Source organism: Candidatus Pantoea rara, assembly GCF_051136265.1.
GTDB lineage: Bacteria > Pseudomonadota > Gammaproteobacteria > Enterobacterales > Enterobacteriaceae > Pantoea > Pantoea rara.
The window spans coordinates 1,534,888-1,554,294 of sequence record NZ_CP194942.1 but is presented as its reverse complement, the minus strand read 5'-3'; the positions used below and the strand labels follow the sequence as shown (position 1 = coordinate 1,554,294).

Annotated in this window: 16 protein-coding genes and 1 tRNA gene; 7 read left to right on the top strand and 10 right to left on the bottom strand. The window is 54.4% G+C overall.

Annotated elements, in window-relative coordinates; genetic code table 11:
- Positions 1-554: 554 nt before the first annotated feature.
- The 4 genes from nac to ACR8BF_RS07275 form a co-directional block, all read right to left on the bottom strand.
- Positions 555-1,472, bottom strand: coding sequence for a nitrogen assimilation transcriptional regulator NAC (gene nac, locus ACR8BF_RS07290; RefSeq protein ID WP_090959775.1), 918 nt, complete (start codon positions 1,470-1,472; stop codon positions 555-557).
- A 454-nt stretch (positions 1,473-1,926) separates the two neighbouring features.
- A complete protein-coding gene (locus ACR8BF_RS07285) occupies positions 1,927-2,952 on the bottom strand; it encodes an ABC transporter permease (RefSeq protein ID WP_175501452.1) in 1,026 nt (341 codons plus the stop codon).
- 23 nt (positions 2,953-2,975) lie between these two features.
- Positions 2,976-4,460, bottom strand: a complete 1,485-nt coding sequence (locus ACR8BF_RS07280) for a sugar ABC transporter ATP-binding protein (RefSeq protein WP_179895380.1) — start codon at positions 4,458-4,460, stop codon at positions 2,976-2,978.
- A gap of 32 nt (positions 4,461-4,492) precedes the next feature.
- Entirely contained in the window at positions 4,493-5,416 is a 924-nt protein-coding gene (locus ACR8BF_RS07275; protein ID WP_179895379.1) for a sugar ABC transporter substrate-binding protein, read from the bottom strand.
- 505 nt (positions 5,417-5,921) lie between these two features.
- Here ACR8BF_RS07275 and ACR8BF_RS07270 point away from each other — a divergent pair.
- Positions 5,922-5,997: transfer RNA gene (locus tag ACR8BF_RS07270), tRNA-Asn, on the top strand.
- A 262-nt stretch (positions 5,998-6,259) separates the two neighbouring features.
- On the opposite strand, the gene ACR8BF_RS07265 is transcribed toward ACR8BF_RS07270, so the two are convergent.
- Both ACR8BF_RS07265 and ACR8BF_RS07260 read right to left on the bottom strand, forming a co-directional pair.
- On the bottom strand, positions 6,260-6,661 hold the full coding sequence (locus ACR8BF_RS07265; protein WP_434745792.1) for a cell envelope integrity TolA C-terminal domain-containing protein: 402 nt from the start codon (positions 6,659-6,661) through the stop codon (positions 6,260-6,262).
- A gap of 109 nt (positions 6,662-6,770) precedes the next feature.
- Positions 6,771-7,043, bottom strand: coding sequence for a hypothetical protein (locus ACR8BF_RS07260; RefSeq protein WP_434745791.1), 273 nt, complete (start codon positions 7,041-7,043; stop codon positions 6,771-6,773).
- A gap of 477 nt (positions 7,044-7,520) precedes the next feature.
- Between ACR8BF_RS07260 and ACR8BF_RS07255 the strand changes: the two genes are divergently transcribed.
- On the top strand, positions 7,521-9,434 hold the full coding sequence (locus ACR8BF_RS07255) for a methyl-accepting chemotaxis protein (protein ID WP_434745790.1): 1,914 nt from the start codon (positions 7,521-7,523) through the stop codon (positions 9,432-9,434).
- 125 nt (positions 9,435-9,559) lie between these two features.
- Here the strand turns inward: ACR8BF_RS07255 and ACR8BF_RS07250 are convergent, their stop codons facing one another.
- From ACR8BF_RS07250 to ACR8BF_RS07240, 3 genes are all read right to left on the bottom strand, one after another.
- Entirely contained in the window at positions 9,560-12,658 is a 3,099-nt protein-coding gene (locus tag ACR8BF_RS07250; RefSeq protein WP_434745789.1) for an efflux RND transporter permease subunit, read from the bottom strand.
- Positions 12,655-13,770: an efflux RND transporter periplasmic adaptor subunit gene (locus ACR8BF_RS07245; RefSeq protein WP_434745788.1), complete on the bottom strand. Its 1,116-nt coding sequence runs from the start codon at positions 13,768-13,770 to the stop codon at positions 12,655-12,657. The genes ACR8BF_RS07250 and ACR8BF_RS07245 overlap by 4 nt, the downstream gene beginning before the upstream one ends.
- A 616-nt stretch (positions 13,771-14,386) precedes the next feature.
- Positions 14,387-14,653: a hypothetical protein gene (locus tag ACR8BF_RS07240; RefSeq protein ID WP_179895370.1), complete on the bottom strand. Its 267-nt coding sequence runs from the start codon at positions 14,651-14,653 to the stop codon at positions 14,387-14,389.
- A 199-nt stretch (positions 14,654-14,852) separates the two neighbouring features.
- Between ACR8BF_RS07240 and ACR8BF_RS07235 the strand changes: the two genes are divergently transcribed.
- The gene (locus ACR8BF_RS07235; protein WP_313700552.1) at positions 14,853-14,987 is read left to right on the top strand and encodes a hypothetical protein; all 135 of its coding nucleotides are present in this window, start codon (positions 14,853-14,855) and stop codon (positions 14,985-14,987) included.
- A 72-nt stretch (positions 14,988-15,059) separates the two neighbouring features.
- A complete protein-coding gene (locus tag ACR8BF_RS07230) occupies positions 15,060-15,758 on the top strand; it encodes an RluA family pseudouridine synthase (RefSeq protein ID WP_292992212.1) in 699 nt (232 codons plus the stop codon).
- A 16-nt stretch (positions 15,759-15,774) separates the two neighbouring features.
- Here the strand turns inward: ACR8BF_RS07230 and ACR8BF_RS07225 are convergent, their stop codons facing one another.
- Positions 15,775-16,314 carry a DUF2058 domain-containing protein gene (locus tag ACR8BF_RS07225; protein ID WP_179895368.1) on the bottom strand — a complete coding sequence of 180 codons (540 nt, stop codon included), beginning with the start codon at positions 16,312-16,314 and terminating at the stop codon, positions 15,775-15,777.
- A 151-nt stretch (positions 16,315-16,465) separates the two neighbouring features.
- Between ACR8BF_RS07225 and ACR8BF_RS07220 the strand changes: the two genes are divergently transcribed.
- The 3 genes from ACR8BF_RS07220 (at position 16,466) to ACR8BF_RS07210 (ending at position 19,407) form a co-directional block, all read left to right on the top strand.
- Entirely contained in the window at positions 16,466-17,098 is a 633-nt protein-coding gene (locus ACR8BF_RS07220; protein WP_292992210.1) for a TetR family transcriptional regulator, read from the top strand.
- Between the two features lie 83 nt (positions 17,099-17,181).
- Positions 17,182-18,564 carry a D-arabinono-1,4-lactone oxidase gene (locus ACR8BF_RS07215; RefSeq protein WP_292992209.1) on the top strand — a complete coding sequence of 461 codons (1,383 nt, stop codon included), beginning with the start codon at positions 17,182-17,184 and terminating at the stop codon, positions 18,562-18,564.
- 12 nt (positions 18,565-18,576) lie between these two features.
- Complete coding sequence (locus ACR8BF_RS07210) at positions 18,577-19,407, top strand: glycosyltransferase family 8 protein (RefSeq protein ID WP_434745787.1); 831 nt, start codon at positions 18,577-18,579, stop codon at positions 19,405-19,407.

Here is a 19,407-nt window from a genome sequence, read left to right as displayed (position 1 = left end):
GGACCGGCGGGACGCGCCATCCCTGCCGCTCGTCCTGAAATCCCTCATCCGCTCAGCGGTTCTGACGGCCTCCCTGAACCCCACGTGGTTATCTCTTAATTTTTATGTTGGGTGATTTATCGCTGTGAGTATCAGGGATTAGCTTACTGAACCCGCAGGCAGCTCTTTATGACAGAAAACTTAAAGAAAATTCAGACGGGGGGTTGGGAGAGGCATCCGAAGCGCTGAGGAACAACCGGAGGCGAGGATGAGCCGACAGGACGTCGGCGAAAGGACGGAACGCGCCAGGGAAGGCGCGTCCGGACGGTCCGTGGGCCGCAGGACGTGACGAAGGCACCCCGCACAGCGGGGCGCGCAGGCAGCCGGACGCCGGGATTGTTAAGGGGCGGGCGTCCGCCCCTTGACGCGTCCGCCTGCACGGACGACCTGAAACTGCCCACCGCCTGGCGGGCGTAACCCGCTCAATGCTAACACGCTGTAATGAGAAACCTTTTAATTGCCAGCCCGCTGCAAAGCCAAACCGGCTGGTTGCCAGCCCGCTGCAAGCGCCTCCTCTAACCGACTAACATCAACTCCCGCTCCTCGCTCAGCGGTTTATTCAGCAGCGACAGCAGGATATTTTTTACTGCCTGTGCGGAAGGCGACAACGGTAAACGGGCAGAGATATTCAGCGACAGCGGCAGGCTCAGTGACGGACTATTGATGCGTGACATCCAGGCATCCGTTGAACCCACCAGCGAACGGGCGGCAGATTCAGGTAATACGGTGACACCCATGCCGCTGGAAATGGCTGAAGTCAGGGTTGAAATTGATTCGATCTCACCGATGATTCGCGCACTCAGGCGACGCAGAGAAAACGCCTCATCAACCCGCTTGCGCACGGCACTGTAGTCGCGCGGTAAGAACAGGCTCATCTGCGCTACATCGGCCAGATCCACGCTGGCACCCGGGTAGTCGGTGGCACCCACCAGGAAGAGATCCTCTTTCATCAGCGGCATGCTGTTGATGCCGGCAGTCGGTGCGCGATCGTACAGCACCGCCATATCCAGCTGACCGTTCATCACTTTCTCATTCAGCACGCTGCCGCTGTTTTCGTGCAGGTAGACCAGCACTTCAGGAAACTGATCGCGAACGGTTTGCAGCAGCGGCATAGTCAGCGATGAGGCTGCCGTGCCCGGTGCCAGACCAATGGATACCTGACCACTCAGCACCTGACCGGCGTTAATGACCGCTGTCTGGGCCTGCTCGCACTGACGCAGAATGGTACGCGCATGGCCATAGAGAATCTTACCGGCTTCCGTTGGCGTGACGCCGCGCTTGGTGCGGATCAGTAATTGCTGATCCAGCTCATTCTCCAGCGTCGCGACCTGCTGACTGAGTGCAGGCTGTGCGATGTGCAGCACTTCTGCCGCCTGCGTCAGACTGCCGATATCGACGATTTTCACAAAGTACTTCAGTCGTCTTAAATTCATCTTGCCTCCGTCACTCACCCCGAATAGCGAAATGGGTCTGATCCCATCGCCCTGATAACTGAGATTTTGCAAGATGCAGGCCAGGTTTAAATGACACCCGCTTTTCGCCAGACAGATTTTTCCTAACGGCCCGGAAAATAAGCGTTTCTGATTACCTCTTAAGAGTTAATAAGCATCAGGAATGCCTCATCAGGTTGGGTGACGGTGTCGGGCGCACTGTGACAGTGCAGTTGCTGCGAGTCAGACGTGCAGAAAAGTGATGACAGTCTGTACAGTTTTAGTGCAGTGGAAACGCATTGCACCTGATGAAAGCCTGCGGGGCCTGAAGCGAAGCGTGATGAAGGGGGGTAAATATGTAACCGTTATCAGCGGGATTTCTTATCGCTGACAAATACTAAAGGGTAAAAAGTCACGTTGCCTTCTCCCGCATGTGGAAGAAGGCAACGCCTGCTGCTTAACGTTTTTTACGGTTACGGTGCATGTCGATAGAGACCGCAGCCACAATGATCATCCCTTTAATGATGTCCTGAATATACGCATCGACACCCACGAAGGTGAAGCCGCTTTTGATCAGGCCGAGGATCACTGCGCCAATAAGTGTACCGGTGATCCGTCCCACGCCACCCATCAGGCTGCTACCGCCGATAACAGCTGCGGCAATCGCATCCAGCTCGTAGGACATCCCCATACTCGACTGGCCACTGCTGACACGCGCCGCCAGTACCACACCTGCCAGGCCAGAGAGTGCGCCGGCAATGGTGTAAACAATGATCAGATACTTGTTAACGTTGATACCGGAGACTTTCGCCGAGGTCATATTGCCGCCGATGGCGTAAACATATTTACCGTAGCGGGTGTGTTTCAGGGCGATGTGGAACAGCAGCGCCACCACCAGGAAAATCACCACAGGCATAGCACCCTGTCCGATTGAGGTAAAGCCATCGGAAAGGAAGCTGATCGGATTGCCCTGGGTGTAATACTGCGCCAGACCGCGTGCCGATACCATCATGCCCAGCGTGGCGATGAAAGGCGGAATACCGGTTCGGGTAATCAGCACACCATTGACCACACCCGCCAGCAAACCGACGCCAACACCAGCCGCAATAGGGATCACCGCAGGCATATTTACCAGCGACGGATACATCGGCGACAGACTGTCAGAGGTCTGTGCCAGGCTCGCGGCCACTACCGCCGCAAGGGCGATGATGGAACCCGAGGAGAGATCGATACCCGTAGTGATGATAACCTGCGTTACGCCAACGGCGATAATCCCGATAATCGCCACCTGCAGGACAATCAGGATCAGACGGTTGGTATTGAGCAGGAAAGACTGGTCACGCACGTACCAGCCGAACATTTCAAAAATCAACGCAATCCCCACCATCACCACAAAAATGCCGGTGTCTTTCGGCAATTTATGACGCAGGCTGGCAAAAAAAGAGGGTTGCTGCGGGGCTGCCGGGGTGGCAGTGGCTTTCATATTGCTCATAGTGTTCTCGCGCCTCACTCGGATGCCAACGACAGAATGGTTTCCTGATCGGCTTCTTCTTTATTGAGGATGCCGGTTATACGCCCGCCGTGCATCACCATCACCCGGTCGCTCATGCCAAGGATTTCCGGCAATTCAGAAGAGACCATGATGATAGCCACGCCACGGTTGGCGAGTTCACTGATTAAGCGGTAAATCTCCGCTTTTGCACCGACGTCAATGCCGCGCGTCGGTTCGTCCAGAATCAGAATCTTGGGTTGTGCCAGCAGCCAGCGGGCAATCAGGACTTTCTGCTGATTACCGCCGCTGAGGTTGTTGATGATTTGATCCATGGTCGGGGTTTTGATGTTTAGGCGGCGGATTTGGTCCATGCAGTCCTGCGCCATCTTCACATGGCTGACAAAACCGCTTTTGCCGCTGTACTCCGGCATGTTGACGATGCTCATGTTCTCCATCACCGATAACACCAGAAACAGCCCGGACTTTTTACGGTCCTCAGTGAGGAACGCCATGCCCTTCTCAATCGCCGTTGAAGGTGAGTCGATCGTCACCGGAACACCATCAATTAAGATTTCGCCGCTGTCGAAACTCTCCATGCCGAACAGGCTCTCCATCACCTCACTGCGACCGGCACCCACCAGTCCGGCAACGCCGAGGATCTCCCCCCTGCGCACACTGAAGCTGACATCGGTGAAACGATCCTTACAGGTGAGATTACGCACCGTCAGCACCTCTTCCCCGATGGCATTGTTGAATTTCGGGAACAGCTGGGTCAGTTCGCGCCCTACCATCTGGGTAATCAGCGACTGGCGGGTATATTTCGCCGTCTGATCGCTGGCGATCCAGGTGCCGTCGCGGAAGATACTGACTTCATCAGTGATGGTGAAAATTTCATCCATCTTGTGGCTGATGTAGATGATCGCTTTGCCCTGCTCCCGCAGGTCACGAATGATAGTAAACAGGTGCGCCACTTCAGTTTCCGTCAGCGCTGAGGTCGGTTCATCCATAATGACGATGTCTGAATCCCAGGAGACCGCTTTGGCAATCTCGACCATCTGCTGTGACGCGATGCTGAGTTCGCCCACCATCTGTTCGGCTTTCAGACGAATATTCAGGCGGTTGAGCAGTTCCTGAGTTTTCTGATTAAGGCGGGCGTGATCGACAAAACCAAATCTCATCGGCTCACGACCCAGCCAGATATTTTCAGCGACGGTCATGTAAGGCACCAGATTGAGTTCCTGGTGGATCATTGAAATGCCGGAACGCAACGCGTCCATCGTGTCCTGAAACTGCACTGGCTCCCCTTTAATTTTAATCGTGCCCTGATCGGGACGATACATCCCGATCAGGCACTTCATTAAAGTGGATTTGCCCGCGCCATTTTCGCCCATCAAGGCATGTACCGTTCCCGGACGCACCCGCAACGACACATTGTCGAGGGCTTTAACGCCGGGGAAGAACTTGCTGATGCCTTCGGCTTCAAGCGCAAACGCGTTCATACATCACCTCCGTACAGCTGGGTCGGGAACGATTATTTCAGGTTACGGTTAGCAAACTGTTCCATATTATCTTTGGTAATCAGCTGGTAAGGGATGTTGATCACTTTCTGCACTTTCTCACCGTTCACCAGTTTTACTGCCGTCTGCACCGCACCTTCACCCTGACCCTGCGCATCCTGGAATACCGTGGCGACCATCTTGCCCTGCTTCAGCATCTGCAGCGCATCCGGGGTACCATCGACGCCAGCGATCAGGATTTTGTCCGGGTTTTTACCCAGGGCCTGCAGCGCACCGATCGCCATTTCATCGTTGTTTGAGGCAATGGCATTGATCTGATCACCCGCCGTCATCCAGTTACTGACCACATCCACCGCGTCGTTACGGGTAAATTTGGCAGTCTGTTTCTGCACGATTTTGATGCCAGGGAATTTAGCCGCAACTTCTTCTACGCCCTTGGTACGGTCGCGGGTCGCTTCATTCGCCAGGTCACCCATCAGGATCGCAACGTTGCCTTTGCCGTTCATTGCTTTAGCCAGTGCTTCCATCTGTAAGCGCCCGGCCAGTTCTGAATCAGAACCGACATAGGCCATTTTGCCCGTCAGTTCAGCCTGTGGACGGCGGTTTACGAAGATCAGCGGAATCCCCGCTTTGCTCGCCTGATCCATAATCGGTTTCACCGCATTGGTGTCGACCGGGTTGACGATCAGGGCATCAACACCCTGACCGATGAAGTTTTGAACCTGCTGCAGTTGCTGTGAAACGTCGCCCTTTGCATCCTCAACTTGTCCTTTGACGCCATCTTTCTGCATCTCTTTCTGCATTGAAGTACGCAGAATGGTGAGGAAGTTGTCATCAAACAGCGCCATCGAGACGCCAACGGAAATATCTTTTGCCATAACCGCGGCAGGTAACATGCAGGCTAACAGTGAGGCGACAATCGTTTTTTTAATGTTCATAGGGACCCTTCTTATTTGTTAACTTGCTCAGCGGCTGTGACTGCGAATGAAAAATATCTTTTACATTCACCCAGCCTGTCTGGCGTCTGTTTCGGGAAATTTGAGGTAAGACTTCAGGTTCTGGCTATTTTTGTGATCGACCACTCCTTTTCACAATCACTTGATCTACCGACAGTTAGTTTCAATATGCGCTTTCACTTTCGGACGATGATAACGAACGTGATGATAAGCAGTTTATTTATTCCATCTAATCTCGTTTTGAAATTTTTATCATAAAAGCACTGAAACGCTTGTTTTAACATCGGCAAATAACAAAACTTTGACATGCCTCTAACATCTACTGAGAAATGCCCGCAAAGTGAGATCCTGCTGGCAGTTTGAAAATCCATCAGAATCAGGTAAAAATCACCAATCCGCTGCTTTTACGAGCATCTGAACGCAATTCAGTAAACAGGGCTTTGACAAGCGGGATTAGCGCCGCTAATATTCGCCCCGTTCAAGCGATTCCTCTGTAGTTCAGTCGGTAGAACGGCGGACTGTTAATCCGTATGTCACTGGTTCGAGTCCAGTCAGAGGAGCCAGAATTAGAAAAGCCCGCTCAGGGAAACCCGAGCGGGCTTTTTGCATTTCTGTTTTCAGTCAGGGCGAGCCGTCCGGCAGCGCCGCCGCCGCGTAGCCTCCATCGCAACGACGTAGCGCAAGGTGAGTGTGTTATCGCGGTGCTGTCGCTTAAAGGGGATCCGTTTGATGAGAGAGGACATCAATGTGGTTTAATTATCGGCGAGGCATGAACGGCCCGCGACGATAATTAACGTTCTGATGGTGAAAACGACCTCTACAGGCTCAGGGTTGCCCTTCCATATTCCAGCGAGCCGATCCCATCACATCGAAAACATGCTGGTCGGTGAACGCCGGGAACCGGGCACGTTTTGCGGCCTCTGTCAGTGCCTGACAGTAATCTTTGTCGCCCCCTTTCACGATGAAATTATCCAGGGTGCCATCAATGTTGAAATCCAGATGCGCATTACAGCGTTTTCCATTCCAGGCATGTGGCTTTGACAGCGCGGCATCCAGTGCTTTCTTGATGCCCGACGCCTGCTGACCATAACTATCCTTATCCCCCACTTTACCCGATCGTTGATAGCTGCAGCTTTCGAGCGCGGTCTTTTTATCACATTCGCGGGGAGCAAGAGGCGTGCAGCCTGCCAAAGCAACAGAGAGCAGTATCAGGGTGATCGTTTTCATATAAGTCCTTTTAAGGTCATGACCGGGCAAGACGTCCTGTGTTGATGTGGTGCCCGGCTGGAGTAGATCGTCAGTCGATTATTTTCTGAAAATCTGCCTGCAATCAGGGTTATTTTTTACGCCAGAAGAGAAAGGCAGCCAGCGCGGTGAGCACCCCAATCAACGGCATCGTACCTGCACCTGCCAGAAAGTTATGTCGATCAATGGCATTCTCTTTTCTGATATCTGCAAACCGTGCAGCGGCCTGCTTTTCATTGGCAGCATGCACTTCCTCATCTTCTTTCTTATATCCCTGCGCCAGCAGTTCAGTGGCACGGTTCACGTCTGATCGTGCCAGGGCAACGGTCTGTTTTCCCTGCGTATAGAAACAGTAATCTGGCATTGGCTATGCTCTCACTTAATAGTCGGATTTCTACTCTATCGGATAGGACCCGTAATCGGTAGCAGTGATTATGCAACAGAGTCAGTCACGATATTGGGTTCTGACATTCATGCCTGTGCAATGCTTTTGGTTGGTTTAGCACTATTAAATAGTTACCCCTGAAAAACCATTTATTTCAACAATAAGCGTCACTACGAGCCACGAACTTTTAGATTTGATCAGGATCAATAAATATTCATATAATTTCAAAAAAAAAACGAACCCGAAAAAAAAGTTTTTTTTCAAAAAATTAAGCATCAAACTTCTTACTTTGAAACCCAATGATTGCTTACCAGAATAGTTTCTGGTGAATTAATTAGCGCCCCATACAATCATAAATAAAATTAAAGCTTCATCCCACCGGGTCGATAAGAAGATCATCTTAGATTAGTTAATTTCCTTTTTTCTATTTCTGAAACCTCATTAAAGGTGAACCTCATGGGTCTTGCTCAACACATCTCCAATATTAAGATAGGGAAGAAACTGGGCGTCGGTTTTATCGTCGTCATTGCTGCCTCGCTTGCCATTACCTTTATTGCTTTCGATTGTTTCCGCAGTATTAAAGACAACTCTGCCCGCCGCACAATTACGGTGGAGATGGTGAATACATTAAGCAAGGCACGCCTTAATCGCACCCTCTACCAGTACACCAAAGACCCGAAATTTGCTTCGCTGAACGCTCAGGCCCTGCAGGCGTTAGATGTCCTTTATAAACGACTGGATAAATTCAAGTGGGATGAGATTGGTCAGCAGAAAGTCACGCTGATGGGACAGTTGCTCACCGATTATCAGAACCAGCGTCAGAAGTTCGTGACTTCAGCGGAAGCAACATCCGCCGCCCTTAGTGCCATTAAACCGGGTGCCCTGTTCACGCTTGCGCATCAGTTTGAATCGCTTGATATGACTCTGGCACCCGATGCGGCGCTACCGGTGATGCACATGGCTGCCGCGCTGTTTGATGCGACTAATGTTGAAAAAGCGTTTCTCGATAAACCCACGCAAGCCAGCAGAGATGCCGTCATTGAGGAATATACGGCACTCAACACCCTGAGTGAGAAACTGGACAGTTTTGCCCAGCCCGGTCTCAATGACGCCACGCGCAATGTGATCAACACGCTTGCGCAGCAACGCCAGGCTTTAACACGCTATGTTGATGCTTCGGAAAAAGAAAAGGGTGAGTCTGCAGGCCTGACGGCTTCTGCAGAACGGCTCAATGCGGCGGTCACTGAGACCTTTGCCTTCCAGTCCCAGCTCTCGGCCGAATTTATCAAACAGGCAGAGTGGCGCATTGCGTTTGCTGCGCTGATTGGTGTCGTTCTGAGCCTGCTGATTGCCTGGCGGATTACCCGCAGCATAACGCTACCTCTTAAAGAAACGCTGAGCGCTGCGCAACGTATTGCCAGCGGTGATTTAACAACCTCGCTGAAAACCACGCGTGGCGATGAGTTTGGTCAGTTGATGCAGGCAGTGGATGCCATGAACCTCAGCCTGCAAAACATCATTGCCAACGTGCGCGATGGTGTCAGTAGCGTGGCGCGTGCTTCGGCAGAAATCGCAGCGGGCAACACCGACCTGTCATCCCGCACTGAACAGCAATCTGCTGCCGTGGTTCAGACGGCTGCCAGTATGGAAGAGCTCTCCTCGACGGTGAAACAGAATGCGGAGAATGCCCATCATGCAAGTCAGCTGGCGACAGATGCGTCGGTAAATGCCGGACGCGGTGGAGAGATTATCCGTGACGTTATCGTCACCATGAACAGCATCAGCCAGAGTTCAGGCAAAATCGGCGAAATCATTAACGTCATCAACAGCATCTCTTTCCAGACAAATATCCTGGCGCTTAACGCCGCCGTTGAAGCAGCACGAGCCGGTGAACAGGGTCGCGGGTTTGCGGTAGTGGCTGGTGAAGTCAGGAATCTGGCCCAGCGCAGTTCACTGGCCGCCAAAGAGATTGAAACGCTGATACGCGAATCACTGGACCGGGTTCATGACGGTTCGGAGTTTGTGGAGCGCGCAGGAACCACGATGGATGACATCGTCCGCTCTGTCAGTCAGGTCAAAGACATTATGGGTGAAATTGCTGCCGCATCCGACGAGCAAAATCGCGGCATTTCCCAGATCGCCACCGCAATGGCCGAGATGGATACCACCACGCAGCAGAACGCGGCGCTGGTTGAAGAGTCTTCCGCTGCTGCCAGCTCACTGGAGTCTCAGGCAGACGAACTGGAAAAAACGGTAGCCGTGTTCCGTCTCTCTCCAGGGCAAAATCGGGTCGCTCCTGCCCAGGCACCTCGTTTAGTGCCTGCATTGCCCGTGACGGCATCCGCAGATGCCAGCTGGGAAAGCTTTTAACCGTCTTTAATCCTGCCGTAAAGATGCGGCGAGCAGCCAGCCTGGTGTCAATAAGGCTGGCTGCCTGGTCTGCTGGTCCATGCCCGGCGCAGTCATTTCAGTTTTGCCGGATAGCCTTTGCCTCTTTAGCGATTAGTGATCTGCCGCTGCGAGTCATGCTCCTGCTGTGCGCCCGGACGGATTCTGAACCAGATGGCATACATGGCAGGCAGGAACACCAGCGTAATGAGCGTGCCGACTAATGTGCCGCCAATCAGCGTGTAAGCCAGCGTGCCCCAGAACACAGAATGGGTCAGCGGGATAAAGGCCAGAATGGCCGCCAGTGCAGTGAGAAGAACCGGTCTGGCACGCTGCACTGTCGCCTCAACCACGGCATGAAACGGGTCCAGCCCCTCCTGCTCGTTGTGATGGATCTGCCCAATCAGAATCAGGGTGTTGCGCATCAGAATGCCTGACAGTGCAATTAACCCCACCAGTGCATTAATTCCAAACGGCTGATTAAACAATAACAGCGTCGGCACCACGCCTATCAACCCCAGTGGTGAGGTCAGGAACACCATGATCATCGCTGACATCGAACGCACCTGCAGGATGATGATCAGCAGCGTCAGCGCAATCATAATCGGGAACAGCGGCACCATCGCTTTGGTTGCTTTACCTGACTCTTCAATCGAACCCGCCTGCTCAATCCGGTAGCCCGGAGGCAGCGCATCGATGACCGGCTGAAGCTGTTTCAGGATGGCGGTGGAGACATCCGGTGGCTGAAGATGATCGGCGATATCACCGCGCACCGTAATGGTCGGCGTACGATCGCGGCGGCGCAGCAGCGGATCTTCCATCTCTACCTTTACGTTGCCAATCTGCGACAGCGGAATGCGCTGCCCCGCTGAGCCAACCAGCGTAAAGTCCGCGATTCTGGCGGGATCGCGCCGGATATCTCCCGCGGCACGTCCCATGACCTGCACCGAACGGATATCTTCCCGCACCGCGGTGATCGGCACGCCTGATAGCAGGAACTGCAGTTGCTGTGCGACCGTTCTGGATGTCAGCCCCACCGCCTGCAGGCGATCCTGATTCAGTGTGAAGTGCAACACGGGCACGCGCGGACCCCAGTCAGTGTTAACTGTCCGCATCATCGGGCTGGCAAGCATAATGCTTTCGACCTTGCTGGCGATGTCGCGCAACACAGCAGGATCTGGCCCCATCACCCGGTAAGCAACCGGATAAGGTGAATAAGGCCCAAACACCAGCTGCGTTGCACGAATACGCGCTTCAGGTGCCAGCCCCTCTGCCGCCGCCTGACGCAGTCGCACTTTCAACGCATCACGCGCATCCTGACTGTCAGTCAGTACCACAATTTTCGCGAAAGAGGGATCGGGCAGCTCAGGCGCCATTGCCAGATAGAAACGGGGTGAGCCCTGGCCGACATAGGTAGTGACGATTTTTGCTTCTTTCTGGTTTTTCAGCCAGTTTTCTACTTTGGCTGCGGCAGCACTGGTCTGTTCAATCGCCGTGCCATAAGGCATCTGCACTTCGATTAACACTTCAGGACGATCTGAGGCCGGGAAGAACTGTTTTTTCACCGCGCCCATTCCGACAATCGCCAGCGTAAAAAGAACAATAACGCTTCCGGCTACCCACCACTTCCGGGCAATGATGCGTGACAGTACGCCACGGAAACGGTTGTAGTGACGGGTGTTATAGATAGCCGCATGGCCACCCTCAACAGCCCTGATGGCCGGCAGCATTTTCACGCCCAGATAGGGCGTAAAGACCACGGCAACGATCCAGGAGGCGATGAGGGCGATGCCCACAATCCAGAACATGTTGCTGGTGTATTCACCAGCCGTCGAGGGGGCAAAACCATTCGGCATAAAGCCCACCGCCGTGACCAGGGTTCCCGCCAGCATCGGGGCGGCCGTGTGGCTCCAGGCATAGGCAGAGGCTTTAATGCGGTCATACCCCTCCTCCATTTTTACCACCATCATTTCAATGGCGATAATGGCATCATCGACCAGCAGTCCCAGCGCCAGGATCAGTGAGCCCAGCGTAATCCGGTCAAAGTTTTTTCCGGTTGCCTCCATAATCACAAAGACAATCGCCAGGGTTAAGGGCACGGCGGCAGCAACAACCACGCCGACGCGCCAGCCCATGCTGACGAAGCAGACCACCATCACCACCAGCAATGCCACAAAGAACTTGATCATGAATTCATCAACCGAAGCGCTGATATTGACCGCCTGATCGGTGACTTTGGTCAGTGACATGCCCAGCGGCATACTCTCATTGATACGGGCGGTTTCAGCATCCAGCGCTTTGCCGAGATCCAGCCCGTTCCGGCCTTCACGCATGATGATGCCCAGCAGCAGCGCTGGCTCTCCCTGATTACGCACCAGGAAGGTGGCCGGATCCTCATAGCCCCGCTCAACGCTCGCCACGTCAGAAAGTTTCAGCGTTCTGCCCTGTGCCACAATGGGCGTTTCACGGATTTTCTCCAGCTTGTTGAAGGCACCATCCAGACGGATAGCGATCTGCGGGCCTTTTGCCTCTATCGACCCGGCTGGGGTCAGCGCATTCTGGCTGTTAAGCGCTGAAAAAATATCCTGAGGCGTGATGCCCAGCGTCGCCAGGCGATCGTGAGAGAAAGAGACAAAGATGCGCTCTGACTGTTCCCCAATCAGATTGACCTTTTTGACCCCGGGCACGTGTAGCAGGCGCTGGCGCAGGGATTCTGCATCGCGCACCAGCAAGCGCTGCGGCTCGCCTTTCGCTTTGAGCGCAAACAGCGCAAAGGTCACATCAGAGAATTCGTCATTGACCATGGGACCAATAACACCGGCTGGCAGGCTTGTCGTGGCATCATTGAGCTTCTTACGCGCCTGGTAAAACTCCTCCTGCACGTCTGACGGAGGTGTACTGTCCTGCAGCGAGAGCAGGGTAATAGCCAGACCCGGACGGGTAAAAGTTTCGCTGCGGTCATACCACTTCAGCTCCTGCATTCGCTTCTCAAGTGGCTCCGCTACCTGATCCTGCATCTCCTGCGCGGTGGCACCCGGCCAGGCGGTGATCACCGTCATCTGTTTGACGGTGAAAGGGGGATCTTCTGCCCGTCCCAGCCCAAAGAAGGAGAGGATACCGGCGACGGTGATCAGGATGATAAGAAACAGGGTGATCGAGCGCTCGCGAACCGCCAGCGCGGAAAGATTGAAGCGTCCGTGGCTCATGGCTGGCCTCCTGCAATGCTGCCGTCACCCTGCCGGGCAGTCCGGACAACTTCAGCCTCATGCAGCAGATGTGCCCCCAGTGCGACCACCTGTTCACCCGATTTAAGGTTGCCGGTCACCTGTGCCGCATCATCTCCCAGACTGAGTACCTGAACCGGGAGCCACGAGACCTTAGCGGGCTGATCGGAAATGCGCCAGACACCGGGGCCTTTACCTGCATCATAGAGGGCCGCTAATGGAACCTGCATCACCGGATGGACATCCTTCTCTTCGGCAATACGAAGCGTGACGGTGGACCCTAAAGGGGCATTGGCCAGCGTGCCGGCCAGCACATAGCGCGCTTCAAAGGTGCGCGTTACCGGATCAGCAGCGTCAGAAAGCAGCCGCAGTGTCGCGGCAACCGGTGGTTGTCCGGTGCCATACAGGGTGGCCAGCGCTGCACTGCCGGGCGCAGGGCGCAGCGTTTCCGGCAGTTGCACGATCGCCTCACGCTGCCCTGCCCTGGCTAAACGCACGACCGCCTGACCCGCCGCAACAACCTGGCCAGGTTCTGCCAGCGTATCCACAACCACCCCATCTGCATCTGCCAGCAACACCGCATAGCCGGTAGCATTCTGCGCTACGCTTGCCTGGGCCTGGGCCGCGCTGAGCTCTGCACGGGCCGTCTCTGCCGCTGCTTTAATCTGGTCATACGCCGACGCGGAAACTGCACCCGTAGCAACCAGCTCGCGGTAGCGTGCTTCATCATTATTCGCCTGTCTGGCGCGAGCCCGCGCTGCGGCGACATTCTGTTGTTGCGCCTGTGCCTGCAGGCCCAGATCGACCGGATCCAGACGCATCAGCGGCTGACCACGTTTCACGCTCTGGCCGGTATCCACCAGACGTTCAAGAATTTTTCCCTGAACCCTGAATCCTAAATCGCTTTGAGTCCGTGCGACCACGACCCCGGTATAGGCCTTTGAGCGACTCTCCGGCCCGGCACTTATCACCGTTGCCGTCCTGACCAACGGCGGTTGATTACGCGGATCCTGCGTACCCGAGGAGTCATTACAGGCCACCAGAGCCAGCGGCAATAAGCTAACAGCAAGGAAGGAAGGTTTGAGCCTGAGCATGGTTTACCTTTCGCATTCATGAAGAGAGTCAGCGCATTCTCAGACTAGTGACCAATAATGTCAACAGTCACCATTCTGGTGAATCCACTTCTGAGTACGTTCTCAACCAGACAGGATCAACCGATGAAACCGTTGCTATGCACTCTATTGGCGTGATGATCCCGTAAAGTGTCAGGTTACGACGGAGTGGCTAAGCAAAATGCCAGGGGTTTTACGGGTAATGGTGTTGCAGGATGATGGAAAGTGAGTGACCAAAGTATAATTTAGTCATGCGCATTTTTCTCAGGAACTGCCGACGTCATCTTTACGCACTGGTGCATGGATCACCACCTGCCAGATGCCCTCTTTCTTCGCGGAACAGGGCTGACCCCAGGCCACGTTGAAACGAATAAGGTTTGTGAATTGGGAGCAGGTTAAATACGGCGGGTATGCCGGCGCTGAGAAATCAAAGGGAGGGGTATGAAAGCCACCGGCCAGCTTAGCGGATGGGTGGACAGGAGGAAGTGTCGTCCCTGACATTTTCTCCGGCCGGTATACGCTTTCGCGCAACCGTTGAGGTCATCCGCTTCGTCGTTTTCCGGCCGGAGCCGGACTACGTCCACTGGCATCAGTTCTCTTACTGGTAGTTCAACTCTTCGTTCAGGCCTGCAAGCGTCTGCAGGTACGGCACCTGTTTCAGCGCAGCTGTCGGTGACTCAAAGCTCGTCAGCCAGTTTCTGGCCTCGGTGATTTGCGCCAGTCGCTTCGCGTTGCTTTCGGATTTCGCCATACAACCCAGCTGAGTAAAGAGTGTTGCGATACTGATTTCTTTCTCACCCAGGGCAAGGCTGAGTGCCGCTTCGCCAATAATGACGTGGCCTTTCTCGTTGTTTTGAAATAACACAGAAAATCCTCCATTAGTACGAATTGATGACAACCTCACCAGAGACTGTAGTCGTAAAAGTGAGAACTGCCCGAATTAATCACTGAAAATCATGCAAGTTACTGATCAAATGTACTTAATGTTTTTTTCCGGATTGTTCTGTTTGTCTCTGCCGTCCTTCCTGCCAGACTGGCGGGTCTTATCAACCCTGGATGCCACCATGAAACTCTCTGTTCTTCTCACGTTGTTAGCCGCGACGGTATGTTCGGTATTTGCTGCCAATGGCGGATTCGCAACGCATCAGGCCAGCCAGTGGCTCTCCACGCAAAGCGGCGAAACCATTACGGAAGAGTGATCGCGTGGCCCGGCGTCGTCAGTAACCGGGCAATCGGTTATGATCCTGTGCCCTTTACCTGCCGGATACCCGATGTCTGCCATTATCGATACGTTTATCGCCCCACCCTGCTTTGATGAAATCACACTTCTTTTTCAGGACGCGCATCTGCTGGTCATCAACAAACCCAGCGGGCTGCTGAGCCTGTCCGGCAAAAACCCACAAAACCTCGATTCAGTGCATCATCGGCTGGTGACGCTTTTTCCCGGCTGCACGCTGGTTCATCGGCTCGATTTTGGCACCTCCGGGCTGATGGTCGTCGCACGCAACAAGGCGATTAACGCTGCTCTGTGCCAGCAGTTCAGCCAGCGCAGCGTGAGCAAAACCTATCAGGCACTGCTGTGCGGACACCTTGCCGCTGACGAAGGGATGATTGATGCCGCGATAGCCAAAGATCCGGCGCAGTTTCCCCGGATGGTGATATGCGCGATCCAGGGTAAACCTGCGCGATCACGCTACAGGGTCATTGAGCGCAGTGATTATCAGGGAAAAAAGGGAGAGGCGTTGCCGGTTACACGGGTTGAACTGACGCCAGAAACCGGACGCACCCACCAGCTGCGCATTCACTGTCAGCAGCTGGGGCACCCGATTCTGGGCTGTGATCTTTACGGCGGGCTGTTAATGCCTGGCGCTGAGCAGGCGGAGAGACTGATGCTGCACGCCAGTGCGCTGACGTTTGTTCATCCTGTCAGCGGCGAGGTAATGCATCTCTCTGCCGACAGCCCGTTTTGAATGCGTTAACGCGTCATTACCACATCAAATCATCAGGCACTTTGAAATCCGCATAAGGATCATCTTCGTCCTGGGCTTCTTCGCTTAACGCGCTGTTTAATACGATGGCGCTGGCATCACGCTGGGCAATTTTATCCGCCACGCTGGCCGGGATGATAGCGTACTGGTGCTCACCTTTCGCGTCAGCCGCCAGGCGGGCAATCGCGAGACGGCCATTGATTAACTGAGTCTGCGTCGGCTTATCCACCATGATCTTTTTAATCAGGTTATTGTCGGTGAAATTGAAGCTGATGTTGCCTCTCTCCACGACCATTTTGTTCATTTCAATCAGCTGCCTGACCTGCGCTTTGTACTCTTTCGACAGCACAGCCAGCTTCTGCTGTTCGTTCAGCTGCTTATCCCGCTCAAGCTGCGCTTTCTTGTTATCTTCCACCGCCGCTCTGGCTTCGCGCGCCTGAACCCTGGATTTCTTTGCTGTCCGCTGAACCTTGTCCATTTTTTTGCTGGATACTAATCCCGCTTTCAGCATCTGCTCTTGCAAGGTGAGTTTTGTCATTGTCGTCTCTGAACCCGTTAAATATTGTCCGGGATTATACCTGCAATCGTCCGGCGTGTGCCAGGTTGCCACATTTGCTGCGCTCGCGGTTGCGGGCAGCCTCCCAACACTGTGCTAACATTCCCCGGTCAGAATCACCTTATTGAGTACCATGTCAGAACTAACAAAACGTAAAAATGACCCCGAAGGGCTGAAGAAACGCATTATTGCAGGGGCGCTGAAAGCCTTTGCTGAGTTTGGCATGCAGGGCGCCAGACTGGAGCAGATTGCGGAACATGCGCAAACCACGAAACGCATGGTCGTCTATCACTTTGGCAGCAAAGAGCAGCTTTACATCGAGGTGCTGGAGCAGGTTTATCAGCAGATTCGTCAGCATGAAACCGGCCTGAATCTGGCGGCGATGGCGCCGGAACTGGCGATGACGCGCCTGGTGGAAGCCAGCTTTGACTATCACGTTGCCCATCCCGATTTTATGCGGCTGGTCTGCAGTGAGAACCTCCTGCGCGGTCGTTATATATCGCAGTCGCCGCAGATTAAAGCGCTTAACCGCAGTGCGCTGGATCTGCTGGATGACATTCTGGCACGCGGTCAGCAGCAGGGTGTATTCACTGCTGATGTGCAGACCATCGATGTCCATCGCCTGATCAGCAGTATCTGTGTTCATCACGTCTCAAACCGCTACACCTTCAATGCCCTGTTCAGCCCTGACAACAGCGAAGAAGAGAGTATCCGCCGCAATCGTCAGCTGGCTGTCACCGCAACGTTACGCTATATCCGCAAATAAATGCCCGCCAGCCGGGCTCCGCTTTTCCATAGTCTACGCTTAGTGATACTTGTCTTTTAAATGCAATAATAAGGAATGCTGTTGTGAGCAGAGATGCACGCCTCTATCCGCTTCGCCAGACACATATAAAACCCGATGATGATGCGCTGTGGAACTGGGCGCAGAACGCGCAGATCGGCCGTCGACAGCAGGTTCAGCGTCCTGCCAGTGAAGCGGAATTACAGAGACTTATCCGGGAGTCACACGGCCAGATACGGGTGATCGGCAGCAAGCTGTCGCCAGGCCGGATGCTGCATGTCGCGGATGACGATGTGCTGCTCGATCTCAGCGCTCTGAGTGGCCAGCTCGCCAGTGATGAAGAGAGTGTGACCTTTGGTGGCGCGACCCCGCTTGAGCAGGTTTATCGCAGCCTGACCGAAATGAACCGCATGCTGGCTTCATCGCCAGGCGTGATTGCCATTCAGACGCTGGCGGGCGCGATGGCGACGGGCACGCACGGCCAGGGTTTACAGCAGAGTTCGATTGCTGATGAAGCGCTGGCAATCAGAATGGTGCTGGCCGACGGCAGCGTGCGCGAGTTTGTCCGTGGCGACGCTGACTTCCCGGCGGCGCAGGTTTCACTGGGGGCACTGGGTATTGTGACCGCGGTCACCCTGCGTACCCAGCCGTTTCAGATCTTCACCTGCCACAAAAATGCCGTGTCAGCCGATACGCTGGAAGACGATCTTCTGCGCTGGAACAACGACTATCCGCTGAGCAAAGCCTGGTGGTTTGTTGACGATAATCTGATGCACGTCTGGAACGCTCATGAGGCGAGTGACGAAGAGCGTCAGCGCTATGAAGCAGAGGGTCGCCAGGTGGTCGAACATGACGGCGACGTTGATGAAAGTCTTAATGATACCATCGACCAGACGCTGGCGCATATGCACCGCGACACCCAGATCCAGGGCAAAGGTGGAAAACAATTTCGTACGGTTACCCGCTTTCGCGACTTCACCGATGTTACCGGTGACATTTACCAGCTCTTCTGTCGCGGCATTGCGGTGCCGCAGATCAATGTGGAAATCGGCGTGCCGCTGGCAAAAACCCCGGCCATCATTCGCCGCATCAAGCAATGGTATGCCGAAAGCCGTCCGCATATGCACTATCCGATTATCCTGCGCTGCACCGGCGCCTCGTCGGCCTGGCTCAGTCCGGCTGCCGGGCAGCCAACCTGCTTTTTCGGCTTTGTGGTCTATTACGCCGACGATGGTTCTCTGTCACAGGATGGACTGCACTTCCTGACCGAAGTGGAAAAACTGCTGGCCGAAGAGGGTGGACGCCCGCACTGGGGCAAGTATTACGACGAACAACGCTACAACTGGCGTGAAATCTATCCGCAGTGGGATGCCTTCCGCGCCCTGCGCAGCCAGCTCGACCCGAAGGGCCGACTGGGTAACGACTACATCACGCCACTTTTTGACTGATTGAGGAAAACTATGTTTGCCTGGGTAACGCTGTTAACACAACCCGATTATCTGGTGGGCGTGAAAGCGCTGCACCGTTCGCTGAAAGAGAGCCAGAGCCAGTGGCCGCTGGTGGTGATGACCACCTCGGCGATTTCAGACGCTGATTGTCAGATTCTGCAGAATGAAGGCTGTGTGATTAAACCGGTCGACCCCCTCTATCCGCGCGACGATCTGGATCAGCATTACGCCTCGGCGCAGTTCGGTGAAGTCTGGACCAAGCTGCGCGCCTGGCAGCTTACCGATTATCAGCGCGTGGTGTTTCTGGATGCCGATATGCTGGTGCTGCAGAACATGGACGAGCTGTTTATCCTGGATCTGGGTGATAACCCGCTGGCTGCCTGTCACGCCTGCCGCTGTAACCCCAACCAGATTGCTTCTTATCCGCCAGAATGGCAGCCTGAGCAGTGTCACTACACCTGGCAGGCACGGGGTGAGCAGGCTCCGGAGAGCGTCGACTATTATCTGAACGGCGGTTTTCTGGTGCTGAAGCCTGACAATGCCACGTTCGACGCACTGGAAAAGCGTATTGCCGCGATTGATGATCTCAGCGCTTATCCTTTCTCTGAACAGGATCTGCTGAATGAAGTGTTCGCGGAACGCTGGAAACCGCTCTCTTATATCTACAATGCGTTAAAAACGCTGCCCTTCCAGCACCGTGGACTCTGGCAGGATGAGGAGGTCAAGAACCTGCACTACATTCTGGCGAAACCGTGGAAGCGCGATCTCAACCAGCCCGAGAGCCAGCGCGATCGCTTCTATGCGCTGGACAAGTTGTGGTGGGAAAAAAGCGGCCTGATCTGA